Source organism: Mesorhizobium sp. M0152 (genome assembly GCF_040322415.1).
In the GTDB taxonomy this organism is placed as follows: domain Bacteria; phylum Pseudomonadota; class Alphaproteobacteria; order Rhizobiales; family Rhizobiaceae; genus Mesorhizobium.
The window spans coordinates 55,241-75,787 of the sequence record NZ_JAMYTH010000022.1 but is presented as its reverse complement, the minus strand read 5'-3'; the positions used below and the strand labels follow the sequence as shown (position 1 = coordinate 75,787).

Here is a 20,547-nt window from a genome sequence, read left to right as displayed (position 1 = left end):
CCCACTTGGGGGGAGATTGGCAGCTTCGGCCATGTCGCTCGCCGTGCAGCGCTGGAGATTAGCGAAAGCCGGTGTGCGGTTCGATCTCCCCCCTTGTGGGGGAGATGTCCAGCAGGACAGAGGGGGGCGCGAAGGATCGCGGCCTTTCGAGCTATGACCATGACAAAGCAACGCCTCTTCCTCTTCGACACGACCCTGCGCGACGGCCAGCAGACGCCCGGCATCGACTTTTCCGTCGAGGACAAGATCGCGATTGCAAAACTGCTTGATGAATTCGGCATGGACTATGTCGAGGGCGGCTATCCCGGCGCCAATCCGACCGACACGGCCTTCTTCCAGGAGAAGCGCACGGCGAACGCCAAATTCGTCGCCTTCGGCATGACCAAACGGGCAGGGGTGTCGGCCTCCAACGATCCCGGCCTTGCGGCGCTTGTGCAATCGAAATCCGATGCCATCTGCTTCGTCGCCAAGAGCTGGGACTATCACGTCAGAGTCGCGCTCGGTTGCACCAACGAGGAGAATCTGGAGTCGATCAAGACTTCGGTCGAGGCGGCGATCGCTTCCGGCAAGGAAGCGATGGTCGACTGCGAGCATTTCTTCGATGGTTTCAAGGCCAATCCGGATTATGCGCTCGCCTGCGCCAAGACCGCCCATGATGCCGGTGCGCGCTGGGTGGTGCTGTGTGACACCAATGGCGGCACGCAGCCCTCGGAAATCCGCGCTGTCGTCGAGCGGGTGATTGCCTCCGGCATTCCCGGCACCAGTCTCGGCATCCATGCCCACGATGATACCGGCCAGGCGGTGGCGAATTCGCTAGCCGCCGTCGAGGCCGGCGTGCGCCAGATCCAGGGCACGCTGAACGGCATCGGGGAACGCTGCGGCAACGCCAATCTGATCTCTATCGTCCCGACGCTGGCGCTGAAGCCGGCCTTCGCCGATCGTTTCGAGACGGGCATTTCGGCCGAAGCGCTCACGGGCATCTCCAGGCTCTCTCGCGCTTTCGATGAACTCCTCAACCGGGCGCCTGAAGCCCAGGCACCCTATGTCGGCGCCTCGGCCTTTGCCACCAAAGCCGGCATCCATGCCTCCGCACTTGCCAAGGAGCCGGCGACCTATGAGCATGTCCCCCCCGAAGCGGTCGGCAACCGCCGCCGCGTCATGGTCTCCGACCAGGGCGGCAAGGCCAATTTCCTTGCCGAGCTGAAGCGGCGCGGCATCGATGTGCCGAGGGACGATCATCGGCTCGATGCGCTGATCGCTGTCGTCAAGGAGCGCGAGGCCTCGGGCTATGCCTATGAAGGCGCCGACGCTTCTTTCGAGCTGCTCGCGCGCAAGATGCTGCAGGGATTGCCGGAGTTTTTCAACGTCACCTCCTTCCGCTGCATGGTCGAGCGCCGCTTCGATGCCAACGGCCAGTTGAAGACGGTCTCCGAAGCGATCGTGAAGGTGCTGGTCGACGGCGAGGAGAAGATGTCCGTGGCCGAGGGGCATGGCCCGGTCAACGCACTCGACATCGCGCTGCGCAAGGATCTCGGCAAGTATCAGAGCGAAATCGCCGATCTCGAGCTCGCCGATTTCAAGGTGCGTATCCTCAATGGCGGCACTGAGGCGATCACCCGCGTGCTGATCGAATCGCATGACGGCACCGGCGCGCGCTGGTGGACGGTCGGCGTCTCGGAAAACATCATCGACGCCTCGTTCCAGGCGCTGATGGATTCGATCGTCTACAAGCTGATGAAGAACCGGGAAATGGCGGGACTGGTGGCTGCGGAGTGATGCGCGAAGCAATCAGAGGCTGAGGTCGCCCTCCGATCCAGCCTACCCAATGTCCGAAGGCGGCACCTTCTCGCCTTCCAGCTTGGCGCGCTTGGAATAGGCGCGCACGCTGAACGGCAGGAAGATCAGGTAACCGGCGACCGAAGCGGTCAGCGTGTACCAGGGATAGGTCATCAGCAAGAGGACGTAGAGCACGACGCCGAGAATGATCGGCAGCACCCGGTCGCCCGGGATCTTGAGGCTCTTGCCGGAATAGACGGGCAACCGGCTGACCAGCAGGAAGGCGACCAGGACGGTGAAGCCGGCGGCAACGAAGGCGGCGGGGCGGCTGGGCTCCAGCCCGAGGCGCAGGAAATAGAGATAGAGCGGCAGCATCACCAGCACCGCGCCCGCCGGCGCCGGCACGCCGACGAAATATTCGCTCTGCCATATCGGGCGTTCGCCCTTCTCGTCGTCGAGCACGTTGAAACGGGCGAGCCGTAGCCCGCAGGCGATGGCGAACAGAAGGGCTGCGATCCAGCCCGGAGAGCCGGCGCGGTCGAGCAGGAAGGCATAAAGCACCAGCGCGGGCGCTACGCCGAAATTGACGATATCGGCCAGCGAATCCATCTGCGCGCCGAATTTCGAGGTCGCCTTCAGCATCCGCGCCAGGCGGCCGTCAATGCCGTCGAGGAAGGCCGCGAGCAGCACCATCACCACCGCCGGCTCAAAACGACCTTCGAAGCCGAAGCGAATGCCGGACAGGCCGGCGCAGATGGCAAGCACGGTGACCAGATTGGGCAGCACCATGCGCATCGGAATTTCGCGGATGCGCGGGCCGCCGCTGCCGTGAGCCTCGAACTTCTTGTATTGCGTGCCCACCGGTCAGGAAACCCGCACGAGGGGCGTGCCGGCGACGCCGCCGAATTCGGCCAGCACGGTTTCGCCGCCGACCGCGGTCTGGCCGACGGCCACACGCAGCGTGGCGCTCAAAGGCAGGAACACGTCGACGCGCGAGCCGAAGCGGATCAGCCCGAAACGTTCGCCGATGCCGATCGAACCGCCGGCCTCGGCCCAGCAGACGATGCGCCGCGCCACCAGGCCGGCGATCTGCACCGCGGCAACCGTGCCGTTGGGGCTTTCGATCACGAGCCCGTTGCGCTCGTTCTCGGTGCTGGCCTTGTCGAGTTCGGCATTGAGGAATTTTCCGGGCCGATGTTCGATCCTGGCAATGCGGCCGCGCACCGGAGCGCGGTTCACATGGCAGGAAAAGACGTTCATGAACACCGAGATGCGAGTCATTTCGACATTGCCCAGGCCAAGCTCACGCGGCGGCACCGCCGGTCCGACCGCCGAGACGATGCCATCGGCGGGACTGATCACCAGGCGGTCGTCGACCGGGGTGACGCGCTCGGGATCGCGGAAGAAATAGACGCACCATGCGGTCAGGATAAGGCCGATCCAGAACAGGATCGAAGAAAAATAGCCGAGGAAAAGCGTCGCCGCGCCAAAGGCCGCGATGAAGGGGTAGCCTTCGCGATGGATCGGTACGAACGCGTTCTTGACCGTATCGACAAGGCTCATCGGGCTGGGGCGGGCTCCGTTTCAAGTCCGGCCTCAATAGCCGAAAGCCCTCATCGCCGCAACGCAACAATAGCGGAGACCGCACTGGCCGCAGCTTGAAGAGGTGGCGGTGTGCAACGGCAGGAGGGCGCGAAAAGCGACAAGGCGGTGTAGGAACCAGGACTCCTCGTCCGTCCTTGGTGAGACGATGCCTCTCACGGCCATCTCGGCCATGATGCCGTGCGCAACAAGGAGTTCTCGCAGATGCAGAAACCACCAGTCCCTAAAACGCGTCTCGTTACCTCCGGCCTCGCTTTCGGCGAGTCGCCGCGCTGGCATGATGGACGCCTGTGGGTCTGCAACTGGGGTACGGGCGAGATCGTCGCCGTCGATGCCGACGGCAACAGTGAACTCATGCTCACTCTACCGGCTGTGCTGCCCTACTCCATCGACTGGTTGCCGAACGGCCGTCTGCTCGTCGTGTCCGGCCGCGAAGGCTTGCTGCTGCGGCAGGAAGCCGACGGCGCCCTCGTCGTCCATGCAGATTTGCGTGCCCTTTCGACAAGTCCGTGGAACGAGATCGTGGTCGATGGCCGCGGCAACATCTATGTCAACGGCGGCGGGCCGGCGCCGGCTCCCGGCCAGCATTTCGGTCCGGGTACCATCGTGCTGATCACGCCTGACGGCGCAGTCCGGCAAGTGGCGGAAGACATCGCTTTTGCCAACGGCATGACGGTGACCCCGGACAACAGGACGCTGATCGTTGCCGAATCCCACGCCAACCGGTTGACGGCGTTCGACATCGCAGCCGACGGCGCCTTGTCCAAACGCCGCGTCTGGGCCGATCTCGACGGCTATCCCGACGGCATTTGCCTCGATGAAGAAGGGGCGATTTGGTATGCAGACGTACCGAACAAACACTGCGTGCGGGTGCGCGAAGGCGGGGCAGTGTTGCAGACGGTCACTGTCGACCGCGGTTGCTTTGCCTGCATGCTGGGCGGTGCGGGCAGGCAAACGCTGTTCATCGTCGCTGCCGAATGGCGGGGATTCGAGCACATGACGGGGGATGCCCGCACCGGCCAGGTGCTCGGCGTTGGAGCCCCGGCACCTGGCGTTGGCTGGCCCGGCTAGAGCCCGGGCACTCGCCGATAGTTGGCGATATCAGCCCGTACGCCGAGCCGGGCGATCGTCTCCTTCGGGTCGAAGGCGATGCGCTCATGCGCTGCCTTGACGATCGGCACCACCTGGTCGACGGCCGCCTGGCTTTCCCATTCGACGATGGTAACGAGGTTGAACTCGCCGGGGCCGGAGAATTGCTCGAGCAGGAAATCCTGCACGAAACCATCCTGCCGGCGCAGCAATTCATGCGTTGTCCTGACTTTGGCGAGTATTTCCTCGCGGGCAGCGGCGGGGACGACAAACTTGTCCACCCTGAACACGCTGCCGCCATTCTGATTTGTCTTGCTCATTTTGATTGTTCCGTTCCTGGATGTTCGCGGGCTCCAAGGACGGCGTACAATCTCAACCAAAGTTGAGGTCAAGCGGAATTTCAGGAAATCGGCGCTCCAAAATTCCTACGACATCTCCGACGTCCGCCGGCGGACGACGACGCCGAGTTCGTCGCTCTCGCGGGCGATGCGCAGCCGCTCCTCGGCCTCCGTCGCCTCGCGCTGGCGATCCCACATCGAGGCGTAGAGGCCGTGCGCGCGCATCAGCTCGGCATGGGTGCCGCGCTCGACGATCTGGCCGTCCTTGAGCACGATGATTTCGTCGGCCGAGATCACCGTCGACAGACGGTGGGCGATGACGATGGTGGTGCGGCCCTTGCTGACAAGATCGAGTGCGGCCTGGATCTCCTGCTCGGTGTGGCTGTCCAGCGCGGAAGTGGCTTCATCGAGCATCAGGACCGGCGGCGCCTTGAGGATGGTGCGGGCGATCGCCACGCGCTGCTTCTCGCCACCGGAAAGCTTCAGGCCGCGCTCGCCGACCATGGACTTATAGCCGTCGGGAAGCTTGTCGATGAACGGGCCGATCTGGGCAAGTTCGGCCGCCTTGCGCACCTCGTCCTCGCTGGCGCCGACCCGGCCGTAGCGGATGTTATAGGCGATGGTGTCGTTGAAGAGCACCGTGTCCTGCGGCACCATGCCGAGCACGGCGCGCAGGCTTTCCTGCGTCACGTCACGAATGTCCTGGCCATCGATCAGCACCTGGCCGGCCTGCACGTCGTAGAAGCGGAACAGCAGCCGCGAGATGGTGGATTTGCCGGCGCCTGACGGACCGACGATGGCGACCGTCTTGCCGGCCGGCACTTCGAAACTGACACCCTTCAGGATCTTGCGGTTCGGATCATAGGAGAAATGCACGTCGCGGAACTCGACCTTGCCGGCGCCGACGACCAAGGGCCTTGCATCGGGCTTGTCGACGATCTCCTGCGGCACGTCGAGCAGGTCGAACATGTGCTCGATATCGGTCAGCCCCTGGCGGATTTCGCGGTAGATGAAGCCGATGAAGTTGAGCGGCACGGAAAGCTGCACCAGCATGGCATTGATGAAGACGAAATCGCCGACGGACTGCGTGCCGGCCTGTACCTCGAGCGCCGACATGCACATGACGACCACCGTGCCGAGGCCGAAGATGACGCCCTGGCCGAAGTTCAGCCAGCCGAGCGAGGTCCAGGTCCTTGTGGCGGCGAGCTCGTAACGCGCCATCGAGCGGTCGAAGCGCTCGGCTTCCATCGCTTCATTGGTGAAATACTTGACCGTCTCGAAATTCAGCAGCGAGTCGATCGCCTTGGTGTTGGCGTCGGTGTCGCTGTCGTTCATGTCGCGGCGGATCGAGATGCGCCAGTCGCTGGCCTTGACCGTGAACCACACATAGACGCAGACGGTGAGCGCCACCACGGCCACGTATTTCCATCCATAGGTGAAGGCGAAGATGCCGGCCGTCAGGGAGAATTCGAGAATGGTCGGCGCCGTGTTCAGCATGATGAAGCGCACGATCGTCTCGATGCCCTTGGTGCCGCGCTCGATGATGCGCGACAGGCCGCCAGTGCGGCGCTCCAGATGAAAGCGCAGCGACAACTGGTGCATATGGACGAAGGTGCGGAAGGCGAGCTGGCGCACCGCATGCTGGCCGACGCGGGCAAACAGCGCGTCGCGCAGCTGGTTGAAGCCGAGCTGCACCAGGCGCAGCACATTATAGGCGATGACCAGCATCACTGGGGCGAGTAGGAAAGAGGGCAGCGGCGGCGGCGTCTTGGCGGCGCCGGCCAACGCATCGGTCGCCCATTTGAAGAAATAGGGGCCGGCGACCAGCGTTACCTTGGCGACGACCAGCAGCAGCGTCGCCCAGGTGACCCGCGCCCTGAGGTCGGCGCGATCGGCCGGCCACATGTAGGGCCAGAGATTGCGCAATGTCGCGAGCGTCGTGCCGGATTCGGCGGATACGGTTTTTTCGGCCACTTTTCTTGCCTTTCAGGTGAGGGGGTCAGCGACCGGAGCAGCAGGAATCGACGAGCGCGTTCAGCGATGCCGATATTTCGGTGAGCGCGGCACGATCGACCGCATAGCGCGACCGCTGGCGGTCTGGCTCGAACCGGACCAGACCGGCCTCGACCAGCACCTTCAGGTGCTGGGAGACCGTGGACTGCGCCAGATCGAGGCGGTCGACGACTTCACGGCAGCAGCAGGAATGGCTGGCCGACAGGTGTTTGATGATTTCGATCCGCGCCGGGTGCGAAAGCGCCGCCAGCCGGGCGGCAACGGCACGGCTATCCGCTGCAGCGCTTTCCGGCGAGCCGCAGCCGCCGGCTGTTTCAATGAGGGATTCGGTCATCGTCCATCGGCGATAAACGATGAGTGTGTATCGGGCAAGCTACGCCGATGGGTAGATAGTATCTGCGTGGCGTTCGAACTTCCCCAAGGGGAGATTGCGCACTCCCCTGCAGGCGCGAAGCCTACTGCGTCTTGGTGGGCGCCGTCGTTGCCTGCTCGCCCATCGCCTTGAGGTCGGCGGCTTCGCCTTCCTTTGACTTTTCCGGGACCTTGAACACCTGCCCCGGCCAGATGCGATCGGGATCGGTGATCTGATCCTGGTTGGCGAGGTAGATGGTCGAATAGCGCATGCCGTGGCCGTAGACGCGCCGCGAGATCCGCCACAGCGTGTCGTGGCGACGGATGATAATGGCGCTGTCGGCATGCTCGAGCTTGGGCGCCACGGTCTCGGGCACATCGCTTGGCGGCGTTGCCGCTGCGACAGCGGCCGGAGCCTTGGCACCGGGTGCTGCCGGCGCGGTGGGAGCCGGTGCGGGTTGTGCCTTCTCGGCGGCAATTGCGGGTGCCGGAGCGGCAGGCGCTTGCCCAGCAGACACGACCGGCTTTGCTTGGGCGGGCTTGGGCTTCACCGGCGCCACGGCGGCGACCGATTCGCCGGGTTCGCGCTCGAACGGCACGGCGGCGCGAGCCACCACCTTCACGCCGTCGGCGTCCAGACCGTCGACACGGATGGTGTAGCTGCCGACCGGAATGTCGCGCGCCGCCTCGACGAGGAAATGACCGTCCGGCGACGTCTTGGCATCGCCGAGCAGGATATCGTTGGCGTAGGCGCGTACCTTGCGGCCCGGATCGGCGACGCCGGCGACAAAGATCTTGTTGCCGTCGATCTCGACCGCCTCGACTACGATCTTGGGTTCGCCGAGTGCCGCGGGCGGCGTGGCTGGTGCCGTCACGGCAGGTGCCGCTTCGACGGCGGCTGGTGCCGGTGTCGTTGCGGCCGGCGCCTCCGCTGCCGGCGTGGCGGCCTGGTCACCGGCAGCCGGTGCGGATGGTTTGGCTCCGGGTGCCGGCACAGTGAGCAATTCAGCCGGCTTGCCCGGCTCCTCGACCATGGCCAGTACCTGGCCGGCCGCATTGGCCGGAACCGAGACGACAGCGGTCTGCGCCGAAGCGGTCACGATGTCGCCGGTCGTCGAGCGCAGTGCGATTGTATAGTCGCCAGGCTTCAATGGATCGTCGAGCACGATGACGAAGGCGCCATCGGCACCCGCGACCGTCGAGCCGAGCACGATCGTGCCGTTGAGAATCTCGACCTTCGAGTTAGGCGCCGCATTGCCGGCAATGACGATCGAACCGTTGCTCTCGACGCGCACGACGTCGAAAGTCGGTGCGATCGGACCAGCGGCGGGTGCAGCGGGCGCCGCTGGAGCCGTCGTCTGCGGCGCCGCGGCGGGAGCGGCCGGCACCGCCACCGCCGGCAGCCTCGCCTCGGTGCCGGGTTCGGCGGACGTAGGCGCCGCGGGCGGCGTCAAGGCCGCCACTTCCGCCGGCGGCGTGCGACCGAGATACGGGTCGAGTGCGCCCGATACATAGGCGGTTCCTGCGGCCGCGACGGTCCCACCCGCCGCGAACAAGAACGCCTTCAATGGATTAATTGCCATATTTCCCTACCCCTTAGCCACCTAACGCCCGGTCTAGCCTGTTTTGCATAGGCCGACAAGAAAAAGCCCGCCCCAGGGCTTGACCGCGCTTTCAGACCCAATCACCAATCATCGGCATGAACACGATTCGATCCGTCTGCGTCTATTGCGGCTCGTCTCCGGGCCGCGATGAAACCTATGCCAAGGCCGGGCACCTGCTTGGCCGCTCGATTGCGCGCTCAGGCCTCAGGCTGATCTATGGCGGCGGCACCAAGGGGATCATGGGCGCCGTTGCCGATGGCGCGCTCAAGGCCGGCGGCAAGGTCACCGGCATTATCCCGCGCTTCCTGATCAACAGGGAGGCAACCGAAACCGCGCTTGACCGGCTCGACGAATTGTTGATCACCGACAACATGCACGAGCGCAAACACAGGATGTTCGAAAAATCCGACGCCTTTGTGGCGCTGCCGGGCGGCATCGGCACGGTCGAGGAGATCGTCGAGATCATGACCTGGGCGCAGCTCGGCCATCATCGCAAACCGATCGTCTTCGGCAATGTCGGCGGATTCTGGGATCCGATGCTGGCGTTGCTGGATCACATGGCGACCGAGGGCTTCATTCACACCGCGCAGCGGGTCAAGCCGCTGGTCGTCAACGACCCCGAGGCGATCGTCGCGGCCATCATGGTGGCAGGCTCATCCGTCGACGCGCCGACCGAGGGCGTGCAGTCGGTGATAGACAAGATGTGAGGGAGTAGGCAGTAGGCAGTAGGGAATATGTGAAATGCTTCCCTATTCCCTATTCGCTACTGCCTTCCTCAGATCCGCGATCACGGCTCGTCGATCATGGCGCCGCCAGGCAAGATGGATCGAAACCGCGCGTTCGAACCATGGCAGGTCGCGGAACACGATCCGCGGCGGTGCCGCGGCGCGCAGGCTGGCCTGCACTGTCGCCAGGCCAAGCCCGGCGCTGACCAGGCCAAGCGACGTCAACGGATCGGCCGTCTCATAGGCGATGTCGGGCATGAAACCGGCCTTGGCGCAGGCGGCCAGGAATTGGGCGCGGTTGGTGTCGTCGGGCTGGCGCACAACGGTGATCCAGGCGCGACCGTCCAGATGGGCCGGGCAGAGGTCGGCGACATTGGCGAGCGCATCGCCCTGCGGTATCGCCAGCACCAGCGGCTCGCGCTGGACCAGCGTCGAGGCGATGTCGGGATCGTCATTCGCAGGCGGCGAATAGACGAGGCCGAGATCGAGCGTGCGCTGGCGCAATTCCTCCAGTTGCGCGGCCGAACGCTGGCTCAGCAGCCGCAGATGGAGTTCGGGCCGGTCCCGGCGGAACTGTCCAAGCATCTGGCTGAGCACCCCGGCATGCACCGCTCCCTCGACATAGCCGATGGCGAGGTGCCCTGCCGCGCCAGTCGCAAGGTCGCGACCGAGCTCCTCCAGGCGTTTCGCACTGGCAAGCAGTGCCCTTGCCTCGCCGAGAAAGGCGCGGCCCTCGGCGTTGAGATGAACCCGCTGCCTGGCTCTTTCGAACAAGGCGACGCCCAATTGCGCCTCGAGCTGCATGACCTGCCGGCTGAGCGGCGACTGGGAAATGTGCAGGATTTCGGCGGCGCGACCGACATTGCCGGTTTCGGCAACAGTGACGAAGTAGCGGAGCTGGCGCAGGTCGAACATTTTTTCTCCGAGGCTTCAAGTCCCAATAGGTCTTAACTTTATCCTAATCAGTCTTGGAAAGTCTGACCAGTCGAGGCGATAGTCGGTCATCCCAACCAAAGGAGACCGCCATGCAGTTCTTCGCCCTTCTTGCCCGCAACACCGAAAAGTTCACCGATGCCGATTTCGCACCGCTTCTGCCCGGCGAGGCCGAGCAACGGCGCACGCTCTATGCCGAAGGCGCCGTGCGCCAGGTCTGGAACCGTGGCGACATTCCCGGCAGCGGCATGATGTTCGAGGCCGTCAGCGACGCCGACGTGCGCGGCCACCTCGCCACCTTGCCTCTGGTCAAGGCGGGCATGATGGACATTGCCGCAATCGTGCCTCTCAATCCGTATCCCGGGTTTGGGCCCAAGCGCTGAATGGCAAAATCGTCGGCGGCGGCGCATGCGCTGCCGCTCGACGCATTGTGATCTGCTGTCAAGAAACCGTCACACGAAACCGGCTTCGCTCGTGCTAGAAGTTGCGGCCACGCGCCCGCCGTGCGGCGCCGCTGTCGAAAACCGCATCTGGCACCCGCGTCCATGGATATCGCTCTCGCCCCGGAAGGCACCGACCTGTCGCCTTACCTGCCCGACGAGCACGGGCTGTTCTTCATCTACCACTTTACCGCCGAGGGCGCGCGGACCAAGGACGCGGCCGCCGCGCACTGGACATGGCGCAGCTATCAGCTCTCCGACATGCGTGCGCGCCATGAGATCGGCGCCGATCAGGCTTTGCCGGCACCGGTACGCGAGGCCTTCCTGTCCGCCAGCCATGGTTGTCACATCGACCTCGAGGATGACTGGCTCTATGGCGACCTGCCGGACCTGCGCCACGACTATTCGGCGGAAGCCCGCGGACTTGGCCATTTCCGCTTCGCCCTCAACGACACCATGCTGGTCGGCGCCCGCAAGCAGCCGCTTCAGTCGGTCGACAACATCCGCAAGGCGATCGAGAACGGCTCCCGCAAATTCCGTTCGCCGGCCGAACTGATCGAGGCGGTTGTGGGCCAGTCGTTCGACGGCATGGCGGCGGAACTTGCCGCACTCGGCGACAGTCTCGACGGCATCGAGGATCGCATCGTTTGCGACGCATGGCACAATGAGCGGCAGGCGCTGGTCGACGAACGACGGCACCTGGTGGTGATCCACCGGCAGATGGCGACGCTGACCAATCTGTTTCGCCATCTTGACCATTCGCACCGCAACGACCTGCCCGATTCGATCAACGACATGGCGGCGCGGCTCTCGCATCGGGCACATACGCTGCACTATGACGGCGAGCAGTTGCAGGCGCGCGCCCGGCTTTTGCAGGACGAACTGATGGCCAAGCTGACGACGCAGTCGAACCGGCTGCTCTACGTGCTGTCGGTGATGACGGCGGTGCTGTTGCCGATGACCATCATTTCCGGCCTTTTCGGCATGAATGTCGGCGGCTTGCCGTTGGTCGACACGCCGATGGGCTTCTGGGTGGTGACGGCGGTGTCGATGCTGATCGCGGGAGCGACCTATCTTTTCGTCAGGCGGCTCGGACAGATGTAGCGGCAGCCCGGCGAGCGGTGACCAGCATCGACCAGGAATAGACCGCCAGTGCTGCCCAGATCAGGGCGAAGGCGATGGCCTGGGTGGTACCGAACGGCTCATTGAAGATCAGAACCGCGATCAGGAACACCATGGTCGGCGCGATGTACTGCATGATGCCGATGGTGGAGAGCCGCAGCAGCTTGGCGCCGAATGCGAACAACAGCAGCGGCACCGACGTGATGGGGCCACAGCCCATAAGCAACGCCATGTCGGTGGCATTGCTGGATACGATGTGATCCTGCCCGGTCGTTATGAGATAGCCGATGTAGCCCAGGGCCGGCACCGACAGCAGAAGCACTTCGAGCAGGAACCCCTGGCTCGGGCCGATCGGCAGCGTCTTGCGGAAGAAGCCGTAGGCGGCGAACGAAAACGCCAATGCCAGCGACACCCAGGGCAGCTTGCCACCCTCGATCGTCAGCACCGCGACGGCGATCGCGGCCAGCACAACCGCCGCGATCTGCAGCCGGTCGAGCCGTTCGCCGAGCAGCAGCGCGCCGACGACGACGCTGACCAGCGGGTTGATGTAGTAGCCGAGCGCGGTCTCGACGGTGCGGTCGACGGCTATCGCCCAGACATAGATGCCCCAGTTGACCGAAATCAGCGCCGCCGTCAGCGCGGCCATCGAAATGGTGCGCGGCGAGCGAATTGCCGCCTTGAAATCCGCCGTGCGGCCGGCCCAGACCAGGACCGCCGCGGCGATCGGCACCGACCAGACGATTCGGTGGGCGATCACCTCGGCAAGCGGCAGATGGGCGACCGCCTTCATGTAGAACGGCAACAGTCCCCATAGAAGATAAGCGCCCAGCGCCAAAAGAAAGCCGCGGCGGGTTTTTGTATCTGCTTCGAGGGCGATTGCATCGGTGGCCATGGACCAACGCTATGGCCCAGCAATGCCGGCAAGACCATCGCAAAGTTCTGATGGATCAATGGACTCTTGCTGATGGTTCAAGGTGGTTCGCACACAAGCATCGCACGATGGCATTCCTTCGCGCATGTGGGGAATGTCCGGCGGGACAGAAGGGGGGCGCTGTTCAGCGGCGTTTGCAAGAGTTCCGTCCCGCAACCGTCCCTGTTCTACGCCGCCATGCCTAGCCCCAGCCTGTCGATCGCCAACCTTCTGGTCGATACATAGTCGGTCTTGCCCGATCCCAGCACCGGGATCTCTTCCACCTTGACGATGTCGTTGGGAACCATCAGTTCGGCCGCGCCCGCTTTTTTGCCGAACTGGCGCAGTTCCTCCGCGCTGGCATCGTCGGCGGTGGTGACCAGCACGATGCGCTCGCCGCGTCTTTTGTCCGGCACCGCCACCGCCGCGTGGCGCTCTTCCGGCCATAGCGACTGCACCAGCATCTCGACCGCGCCCAGCGACACCATCTCGCCGGCGATCTTGGCGAAGCGCTTGGCACGGCCGCGAATGGTGATGAAGCCTTCGCGGTCGACGGCGACGATGTCGCCCGTATCGTGCCAGCCGGTCAGCGGCTGCAGCTCACCGGGCCGGTCCGCTGTCATGTAGCCCATCATCAGGTTCGGTCCGTCGAGCCATAGTTGGCCGGCGTCGCTGATGCCCTCGACCGGTTCCAGCTTCATGCGCATGGCCGGTAAAAGCCGCCCGACCGTGCCGTCGCGGCCGTGGATCGCGGTGTTGACGGCAACGACGGGTGCGGCCTCGGTCAGCCCGAAGCCTTCGATGATCTCGGCCTGGAAGCGCTCGCGGTAGGTGCGGCGGGTTTCCGGCTTCACCGCCTCGGCGCCGGCGACAACGAAGCGCAGGCTGGAAAAGTCGCCGTCCTTTGCGGTGCGTGCGTAGTTGGCGAGGAACGTGTCGGTGCCGAACATGACGGTCGGCTTCGCCTTGCGCGCGACCTCGGGGATGATCTTGTAGTGGAGCGGCGAGGGGTAGAGGAACAGCCTAACGCCCGTGACCAGCGGCAGGATGGTGCCGCCCGTCAAGCCGAAGGAATGGAATACCGGCAGCACGTTGAGCAGGATATCGGCCGGCGAGATGGTGATGCGCGCCTCAGCCTGCATTGCGTTGGCAAGCAGGTTCCTGTGCGACAGCACCACAGCTTTGGGCGTGCCTTCCGAGCCCGAGGTGAAGAGGATGACTGCCGGCTTGGCACCGTCCTGCCGCTGTAACGGCAAGCGCCACAGCAAGGCAGCGGCAAGCTTGTCCAGCGCGGCGACGCTGTCGCGCACATCCTCCAGCCATAGGAGCCTGGCGCCGCCCTCTTCGACTGCCGCCACGATGTCGGCGAGGTCGGCTTTCTCGACGAAGGCGCGCGACGAAACGACGGTGCGGATCATCGCGGTGCGAACGGCGGCGGTTACGCTTGCCGGTCCGGCCGTGTAATTGATCATCGCCGCCACCCGGCCGGCCGACAAAAGCCCGACGAAAGACAGCACGACGCCGTTGGCGTTGGGCAGCATCAGGCCGACTGCCTCGCCCGGCGCCGTCGCAGCCTCGAAACGCCTGCCCAGGACCCGCGCGCCGATGAACATCCTGCGGTAGCTCAGCGAACCGGAGATGACGTCCTCGATGATCGGGTGCGAGGCGCCGACCCTGGTTGCGGCATCGCGGATGGCCAGGAACAGGCCACGATCGAGATCGGTGCCGAAAAGCCGCGCCTCGGCGACACGATCGAACAGCGCGTTAGTGTTCGAAGCCTGGTCCGGGTTGCGCGCCACCAGCTCGGCGATTGTCATCGGCTCCAGAACGCTGATCGACAGTCGCGGAAACCAGTGTCGCGGTGCCTTGTCCGCCGACGTCAGCGACACTGGCAGGCTGCGCGCGCCGGCGACGAAGATCGGCACGATGCGGGCGTCGGCTTGCATGGCGATACGGGTGACGGCGCGAAACAGGCGAAACGTCTTGACGTCGGGCTCGACCGCATCCGGCAGATAGACGGCGAGCCGTCCCTTGCCCTTCAGCACGCGCACCAGCCGCCGGCTGACGAAGATATGTTCGGCGTTGAAGGCGATGGTGCGCCCAAGCTCGCGCCACGGCTCGAGCCATGGCGACCGCGCCGAGACCTCGTCGAGAATATGCAGTGTGTCGTCCGGCAGCAGCGACAGCATCAGCGCCGGCTCGAAGCGCGATTGGTGCGAGATGACATAGATGACAGGCACCTGCGCCTTGCGGGCGATCGTGATGCGGCTGTCGCCGATCCGGTAGGCGAGTTTGAACGGCACATAGAGCAGCGCCTGGGTGAAGCGCAGGCCGAGGCGGAATTTCTCCACCACGCCGATCAGCAGCCAAGCCAGGACAAGACCCGCAAGCAGCGCCAGTGTCAGGATCATGCCGCATCTCTCCCAACGATTTTTAGCATCGCGGCTCTTTTGCGGCCGCGTCGGCCAGACCCTAGACCATGTGGGGGCAAGGTCAATGCGGAGCTTCTTTCTTCTCTCGCAAGCGAGGAAGGGAAGAATGCGCTATGCCGCCCTCAACTTGCCACTGATGAAACGGAATTCCTGTGTCTTGCCGCCATAGCCATAGGCGGCAGCCGGCACTTCATGCACGAAAGCGTAGCTTTCCTCGTGCACGCCGCCCAGCAGGCTGCCGAAGGCGGCGAAGATCGCCTTGAGATAGGCTTCCAGCTCAAGCTTGGTGTTGGTGCCGTCGACGACCTTGATATCCAGCCAGAACGTCTTGGTGCCGTGCTCGGCAAGCGACTTGCCGCCGGCGAACCAGTGCTGCGGGTCGATATAGGTGACAGCGACCGCGGTGATCGTCGGATCCTTGCGCAACTGCGTGGCGGTGATTTCAGTCACCTGCCTGGCGATGCTGGCGGACAGAGCGGCGTCGGGTTGACCGGTGATGCTGATATTGATGATGGGCATTTTTCTTCTCCTGGGTTGGGACCGGCGTCGTTTGCCGTTGGGAGCACGATGCCATCATCCTTGAGTTGGAAAAATCGAATTGTTTTAAACGAAAGATTCGATACGGTCGAATTATGGAAACGCTCGATCCCGATCTGCTCAGAACTTTCCTTGCTTTCGTCGACAGCGGCTCACTGGCGCAGGCGGCGTCACACGTCGGCCGTTCACCCTCGGCGGTAACCGCTCAGATGCAGCGGCTTGAGGAGATCGTCGGCGAACCGCTTTTGATGCCACAAGGCAGGGGTCGCGGGTTGACGCCGGCTGGCGAGGACCTCGTTAGCCATGCAAGGCGCATCCTGGCCGCGCATCGCGAGGCGTGGCTGGCGCTGAAAGGAGCACGGGCTGCCGGGCGCGTCGCCATTGGCACGACGCAGGATTTCGCCGACAGCGGCTTGCCGGATCTGCTGCGCGCCTTCGCCGTCGGTCATCCGCGCGTCAGGATCGAACTGCGGGTCGGCCGCTCCGCTGAACTGGCGCAGGCGCTGCAGGGAGGCAGCCTCGATCTGGCGATCGTGATGCGCCACACCCCGGCGCCGGACGAGGTCGGCGTGTTGCGTGAACCGATGATATGGTTGTGTTCGCAAAAAGGGCTGGCCTCGCGACAGGAGGAGTTGCCGCTCGCGCTGCTCGATCCCCACTGCGGCTTTCGCGAGGCCGCGCTCGCATCGCTGGATGCGGCCGGCCGCCGCTATCGCATCGCTGCCGGCAGCGCCAGTCTGGCCGGGTTGCGAACCGCCGTGAACGCCGGTGTGGCGCTGACGCTGCGAACCGCGCGCTTTGCCCATTCCGGCATTGTCGAGGCTTCGCGCGAATTCGCCCTGCCGAGGGTTCCGGTGGCTGAGTTCGCGATCCGGCTGCGCGCCGGCGCCGACCGTCCCGCTGGCGATCTGGCGGCGCTGCTCAGCGGCAACCTGGCTCTGCATGGGCCACCGGGCGAACCGCCGCGCAACCAACACGATGGCAAAGAAAAAGCCGACCTTGCGGTCGGCTTGGAGTAGGACGGGCCGAGGGGTTTGGGGGGACTTGGGGTGGCCCGTCGCACTAACAATGCCCGACCCCGATGATTGGTTCCATGAACTAAAAAAATATTTTCGAGATGGTCGTGGAGAGCGGTTCGACAGCCCTCATGGAACCCGAACTGCTCGTATCTCGGCTTGACCATGTGATTGACAGCCACGCGCTGTGAACCGCGCGGAAGCTTGCTGAAGTTGCGGGGGCCGCACCAAGTCAAGAGAATATTTTCGCTAATTAGCAATATTAAATAAGATTTGACTCATGAAGAGAAAATAAATACCGTTTCTTCGGGGTTGGGGGAGACAGATGGTCAACGGGGTGAAGGGCTATTCAGCGTGGCTGATAGCTTCGGCGTGTATTTTCGTATCGTCTTGCGCAAATCTTCCGCCGGGGGATCAAGTAAAGGCGTTTGGAGACGCGGCGTCAAAGTCCGCTTCGTCCATGGAAGAGGCGCTCACTACAAACCGCATGCTTGCCGTTCGCATAAGCCAGGAAAGAGAGGGTCTGGCTTACATGACGGGAAGCCCCGGCTATCAGCTTCGGCTGAATGATTACGATAAGAAGCTGATCGTAACTGCCCCGGCGCAGCTGGAAGTCCTTTCTGCTCTCGATGCTTATGCGAGAGCCTTGGTGCAGGCGGGCGACCAAGGTGTTGGCACTCAGCTTGTGGATGCGGCCAACAAATTGGGGGCCGCCGCTGGCCAACTTGCAGGCGCTGCCGTGCCAGGCGCCGCACCTATTTCCGGCCCTGCCATCAAGTTGGCCGGCAATTTGGCTGGGCTCGCCCTTCAAGATGCGTACGCAACGAAAATACAGGGCATCATCAGGAAAGCAGATCCGGCGGTACAGTTCATTGCCAAGAACATGCCAGATAGCCTGAACTCCGTCGCTTTACTCGTCCACGCTCAGGTCGAGGACTACGAGGTTGATCGGCTTCTAGTGCTTGACGCATTGCGGCGGGATGGAAGGGTGAATCGACTGCAGCGATACAAGGAGTATCTCGCTGCCCGTGCGGACGTCGACAGCACGGTGACGTTGCAGGAGACGTTGGAGAATTCAGGAAACATCTTCAGCAAGCTGGCTGCTGCGCACAAGGCCTTGGCAGAGGGCTCGCCGGACGCTAGCGCCAGAGTGCAGGCGTTTGCAGCTGTCGCAACTGATCTTGCTGCTTTGGTGAAGGCCTTGAAGACAACACAGGGTGGCTGAGATGGATCAGGATGTTTTTCGAAAGTTTGTCAGAAGCCAGAACAGGAAGATCAAGCGGCTGGTACCTGAGGGGGTCAAGGACGCAGCAGCGGCCTTTGCCAGGACGGTTCCGAAGGCCGGAGGCGCAATTGCGCTTGCGGTTCCGCAGCTTACTAACAAAGGGGCTGCCCAAGCATTGGCCGCAACCCATTCTGCATTAGCCGAGCTTGCTCGCCGAAATCCGGCCAGGCGGGCTCACTATGCTGAGCTCATGCATGCGACATTGATGGAGCTGGCGCAGGCCACCCAACTTGACCTTAATACTCAAGGCCAGCGCTATCAACCGATCACGCAAGAGCTGAAGGCCGTCGCCGCCAGCTTGAAAGCAGCATACCAACAGGCGAAGCAGACCATCACAAACATGAACAACGCGGCCGCAATCCTCTCGGCATTTGCCGCAATCGTTGGTGCATTGTAGTCAATCGCGGTCAGACGGCCGAATGAGTAGTCGCTTGACGGAAAGCGGCGGGACATTGCGAACTCGGCGCCCGGAACGCACCACGATGCTGGTCATGTGTCTGTAGCCCGTTGCTTGGCTGCCAGCCAGTCGCGTCCGGCATGGGCAAACACCGCGGCGAGCACGATGGTGCCGCCGATCATGCTGGCCATTGGCGGTATCTCGGCGAGGAACAGGAAGGCAAACAGGATCGCAAACGGCACTTCCGCTGAGCCAAGCAGGCCGGATTCAGGCGCCGGGATGAGCCGCGAGCCTTCCGTCCACAGGATGGAAGCCAGCGCGAAGGATGCGCCGAAGGTGGCGAGCAGAACGGCGTCCCTCGAGGAAACCGCCAGTGGATCGGTAACGAACCAGCCGAGCACGAACAACAGGAAGGCCGAAACCGCGCCGGCCCACACCGCCGGCGTATCGCGGAAGGCGCGCACCATGATCATGTAGAGCGCGCTGCCGATCGTCATAAGCAGCGCCAGTCCGTCGCCGAACAGATTGCCGGTGCCGAAACCGGACCAGACCATGACCGCCACGCCGAATAGCGATACAGCCGCGGCCGCCATCGTCTGCAGGCGGAAAGGTTCGCGCACCAGCACCCAGGCCAGCAAGGCGGCGATGAAGGGCGACGTTGCATAGATGACCGCGACATTGGCGACGAAGGTGAATTTGAAGGCAGAGATGAAGGCGATGCTGGCCAGCGCCCCTTCCACCGCCAGCAGCCAGCCGCGCCAGCCAAGCCGCAACGTTTCGCGATTGCCGGAGCGGTGGCGGCGCCACAGCACATAGAGCGTGATCAGGATCGAACCGACGAAGCCGCGCCAGCAGGTGATGGTCAGCGGGTCGGCATGGATCGACTTGGTCAGCACGCCGGTCAGCCCGAACACGGCCGCCGAGGACGACACCAGGATGATGCCAAGTGTCCGTTCTGCGGGGTCGGTGGCGGCTGCAACATCGGTCATGAAAGCCAATTTACGCGGTTCTGTCCTGACATCGTAGTGTCAGCAGTCTGGCCATGCCCATCACAGCCGTTTGCGGAAATGCTCGCTCCGGCCCCGGTCGGCTCCGCCCCTGCCAGCTATAGGGGCGAAACCTTGCATGGCGCTGCTCCAGCGCCATGCTTGCGTTGGGGCAGGGTGATCCCGGATGCGACTTCTGGCGTGGCGCGACTGATTGGTTTAGCATTGTCTCACAAAAGCCGGCGCGTGACGCTGGGCGGCGCGCAGAACGCTAAGGAACGGTGCGGACCAGGAAACCATCGCTCGCATGAGAGGTGCCATTCGCATCGTGCGCGGCGGGCCCTGAAACCTGGCACTTCTAGTGTCGAGACACCGACATGGCAGGGGAGAACGCAATGCAGAAGCTGCAATCGCAAGGCGTCCATCACATCACGCTGGTCGGCGCCGGTCGTCAGACGTCGATCGATTTCTGGGAAGGCGTGCTAGGCATGCCTTTCATTTTCGAGCAGCCCAACCTCGACAAGGCAACCGAAAGCCATCTCTACTTCGACCCGGGCGACGGGCGGCTGATCACCATCTTCACCGACGAGACCCGCACGCCGGTAAAGCGCCGCACCCCGACCGACACCGGATGCGTGCATCACATCGCCTTTGCCGTGTCGCGCGTCACCTTCCTGCAGGCCGTCGTCCGGCTCGACGAGCGCGCCATCAAGCACAGCGGCGTCAAGGATCGCGGTTTCATGGATTCGATCTATTTCGAGGACCCGCTCGGTCTGCTGATCGAACTTGCTTCCTACCGGTTCGAGCCGCCGGCGGGCTTTACCCATGCCGACGTGCTGATGGAAGCTCACAAGCTCCGCGTCGGGCGCGGCGACTACAACATCGCCGAGGTGCATCTGGCCGACGCCATCCAGGCACTGGTTGAGCGCTCGCGCGCGACATTGTCGGCGGACCGTGGGCCAAGGAACCCATATTGATTTTTGCCAAACAT

General features: G+C 63.7%; 19 protein-coding genes and 1 pseudogene. 9 read left to right on the top strand and 11 right to left on the bottom strand.

Features of this window, described 5'->3' with window-relative positions; all coding sequences use genetic code 11:
* Positions 1-153: 153 nt before the first annotated feature.
* On the top strand, positions 154-1,776 hold the full coding sequence (cimA, locus tag NKJ26_RS21370) for a citramalate synthase (RefSeq protein WP_352696928.1): 1,623 nt from the start codon (positions 154-156) through the stop codon (positions 1,774-1,776).
* A 42-nt stretch (positions 1,777-1,818) separates the two neighbouring features.
* On the opposite strand, the gene NKJ26_RS21365 is transcribed toward cimA, so the two are convergent.
* Both NKJ26_RS21365 and NKJ26_RS21360 read right to left on the bottom strand, forming a co-directional pair.
* Entirely contained in the window at positions 1,819-2,637 is an 819-nt protein-coding gene (locus NKJ26_RS21365; RefSeq protein ID WP_502903164.1) for a CDP-alcohol phosphatidyltransferase family protein, read from the bottom strand.
* Between the two features lie 3 nt (positions 2,638-2,640).
* Positions 2,641-3,339 carry a phosphatidylserine decarboxylase gene (locus NKJ26_RS21360; protein WP_352696927.1) on the bottom strand — a complete coding sequence of 233 codons (699 nt, stop codon included), beginning with the start codon at positions 3,337-3,339 and terminating at the stop codon, positions 2,641-2,643.
* Between the two features lie 243 nt (positions 3,340-3,582).
* Here NKJ26_RS21360 and NKJ26_RS21355 point away from each other — a divergent pair, with 243 nt between their 5' ends.
* On the top strand, positions 3,583-4,449 hold the full coding sequence (locus NKJ26_RS21355) for an SMP-30/gluconolactonase/LRE family protein (protein WP_352696925.1): 867 nt from the start codon (positions 3,583-3,585) through the stop codon (positions 4,447-4,449).
* Here NKJ26_RS21355 and NKJ26_RS21350 read toward each other — a convergent pair.
* From NKJ26_RS21350 to NKJ26_RS21335, 4 genes are all read right to left on the bottom strand, one after another.
* Positions 4,446-4,787, bottom strand: coding sequence for an antibiotic biosynthesis monooxygenase (locus NKJ26_RS21350; RefSeq protein WP_352696924.1), 342 nt, complete (start codon positions 4,785-4,787; stop codon positions 4,446-4,448). The genes NKJ26_RS21355 and NKJ26_RS21350 overlap by 4 nt on opposite strands.
* 105 nt (positions 4,788-4,892) lie before the next feature.
* A complete protein-coding gene (locus tag NKJ26_RS21345; RefSeq protein ID WP_352696923.1) occupies positions 4,893-6,779 on the bottom strand; it encodes an ABCB family ABC transporter ATP-binding protein/permease in 1,887 nt (628 codons plus the stop codon).
* A gap of 25 nt (positions 6,780-6,804) precedes the next feature.
* Positions 6,805-7,152: an ArsR/SmtB family transcription factor gene (locus tag NKJ26_RS21340; protein WP_352607937.1), complete on the bottom strand. Its 348-nt coding sequence runs from the start codon at positions 7,150-7,152 to the stop codon at positions 6,805-6,807.
* Between the two features lie 121 nt (positions 7,153-7,273).
* Positions 7,274-8,752 carry a LysM peptidoglycan-binding domain-containing protein gene (locus tag NKJ26_RS21335; protein ID WP_352696921.1) on the bottom strand — a complete coding sequence of 493 codons (1,479 nt, stop codon included), beginning with the start codon at positions 8,750-8,752 and terminating at the stop codon, positions 7,274-7,276.
* A gap of 116 nt (positions 8,753-8,868) precedes the next feature.
* Here NKJ26_RS21335 and NKJ26_RS21330 point away from each other — a divergent pair, with 116 nt between their 5' ends.
* A complete protein-coding gene (locus NKJ26_RS21330; RefSeq protein WP_027026355.1) occupies positions 8,869-9,480 on the top strand; it encodes an LOG family protein in 612 nt (203 codons plus the stop codon).
* Positions 9,481-9,522: 42 nt separating this feature from the next.
* Here NKJ26_RS21330 and NKJ26_RS21325 read toward each other — a convergent pair whose 3' ends face one another.
* A complete protein-coding gene (locus NKJ26_RS21325; RefSeq protein ID WP_352696918.1) occupies positions 9,523-10,413 on the bottom strand; it encodes a LysR substrate-binding domain-containing protein in 891 nt (296 codons plus the stop codon).
* 110 nt (positions 10,414-10,523) lie between these two features.
* Here NKJ26_RS21325 and NKJ26_RS21320 point away from each other — a divergent pair, with 110 nt between their 5' ends.
* Entirely contained in the window at positions 10,524-10,814 is a 291-nt protein-coding gene (locus NKJ26_RS21320) for a hypothetical protein (protein WP_352696916.1), read from the top strand.
* 162 nt (positions 10,815-10,976) lie between these two features.
* The gene (locus NKJ26_RS21315) at positions 10,977-11,975 is read left to right on the top strand and encodes a transporter (RefSeq protein ID WP_352607947.1); all 999 of its coding nucleotides are present in this window, start codon (positions 10,977-10,979) and stop codon (positions 11,973-11,975) included.
* Here NKJ26_RS21315 and rarD read toward each other — a convergent pair.
* The 3 genes from rarD to NKJ26_RS21300 form a co-directional block, all read right to left on the bottom strand.
* Positions 11,953-12,885, bottom strand: a complete 933-nt coding sequence (rarD, locus tag NKJ26_RS21310; RefSeq protein ID WP_352607949.1) for an EamA family transporter RarD — start codon at positions 12,883-12,885, stop codon at positions 11,953-11,955. The genes NKJ26_RS21315 and rarD overlap by 23 nt on opposite strands.
* Positions 12,886-13,091: 206 nt before the next feature.
* Complete coding sequence (locus tag NKJ26_RS21305; protein WP_352696914.1) at positions 13,092-15,314, bottom strand: AMP-binding protein; 2,223 nt, start codon at positions 15,312-15,314, stop codon at positions 13,092-13,094.
* Between the two features lie 132 nt (positions 15,315-15,446).
* Positions 15,447-15,854, bottom strand: a complete 408-nt coding sequence (locus NKJ26_RS21300; RefSeq protein ID WP_352607953.1) for a tautomerase family protein — start codon at positions 15,852-15,854, stop codon at positions 15,447-15,449.
* Between the two features lie 113 nt (positions 15,855-15,967).
* On the opposite strand from NKJ26_RS21300, the pseudogene NKJ26_RS21295 reads away from it, so the two are divergent.
* From NKJ26_RS21295 to NKJ26_RS21285, 3 genes and pseudogenes are all read left to right on the top strand, one after another.
* Positions 15,968-16,819: pseudogene (locus NKJ26_RS21295) on the top strand (LysR substrate-binding domain-containing protein); the annotation flags it as partial.
* Positions 16,820-17,348: 529 nt separating this feature from the next.
* The gene (locus NKJ26_RS21290) at positions 17,349-18,113 is read left to right on the top strand and encodes a hypothetical protein (protein WP_352696912.1); all 765 of its coding nucleotides are present in this window, start codon (positions 17,349-17,351) and stop codon (positions 18,111-18,113) included.
* Position 18,114: 1 nt separating this feature from the next.
* Positions 18,115-18,570: a hypothetical protein gene (locus NKJ26_RS21285; RefSeq protein WP_352696910.1), complete on the top strand. Its 456-nt coding sequence runs from the start codon at positions 18,115-18,117 to the stop codon at positions 18,568-18,570.
* 92 nt (positions 18,571-18,662) lie between these two features.
* Here the strand turns inward: NKJ26_RS21285 and NKJ26_RS21280 are convergent, their stop codons facing one another.
* Entirely contained in the window at positions 18,663-19,559 is an 897-nt protein-coding gene (locus tag NKJ26_RS21280; protein ID WP_352696908.1) for a DMT family transporter, read from the bottom strand.
* A gap of 392 nt (positions 19,560-19,951) precedes the next feature.
* Between NKJ26_RS21280 and NKJ26_RS21275 the strand changes: the two genes are divergently transcribed.
* Positions 19,952-20,533: a VOC family protein gene (locus NKJ26_RS21275; RefSeq protein WP_352696906.1), complete on the top strand. Its 582-nt coding sequence runs from the start codon at positions 19,952-19,954 to the stop codon at positions 20,531-20,533.
* Positions 20,534-20,547 lie beyond the last annotated feature (14 nt).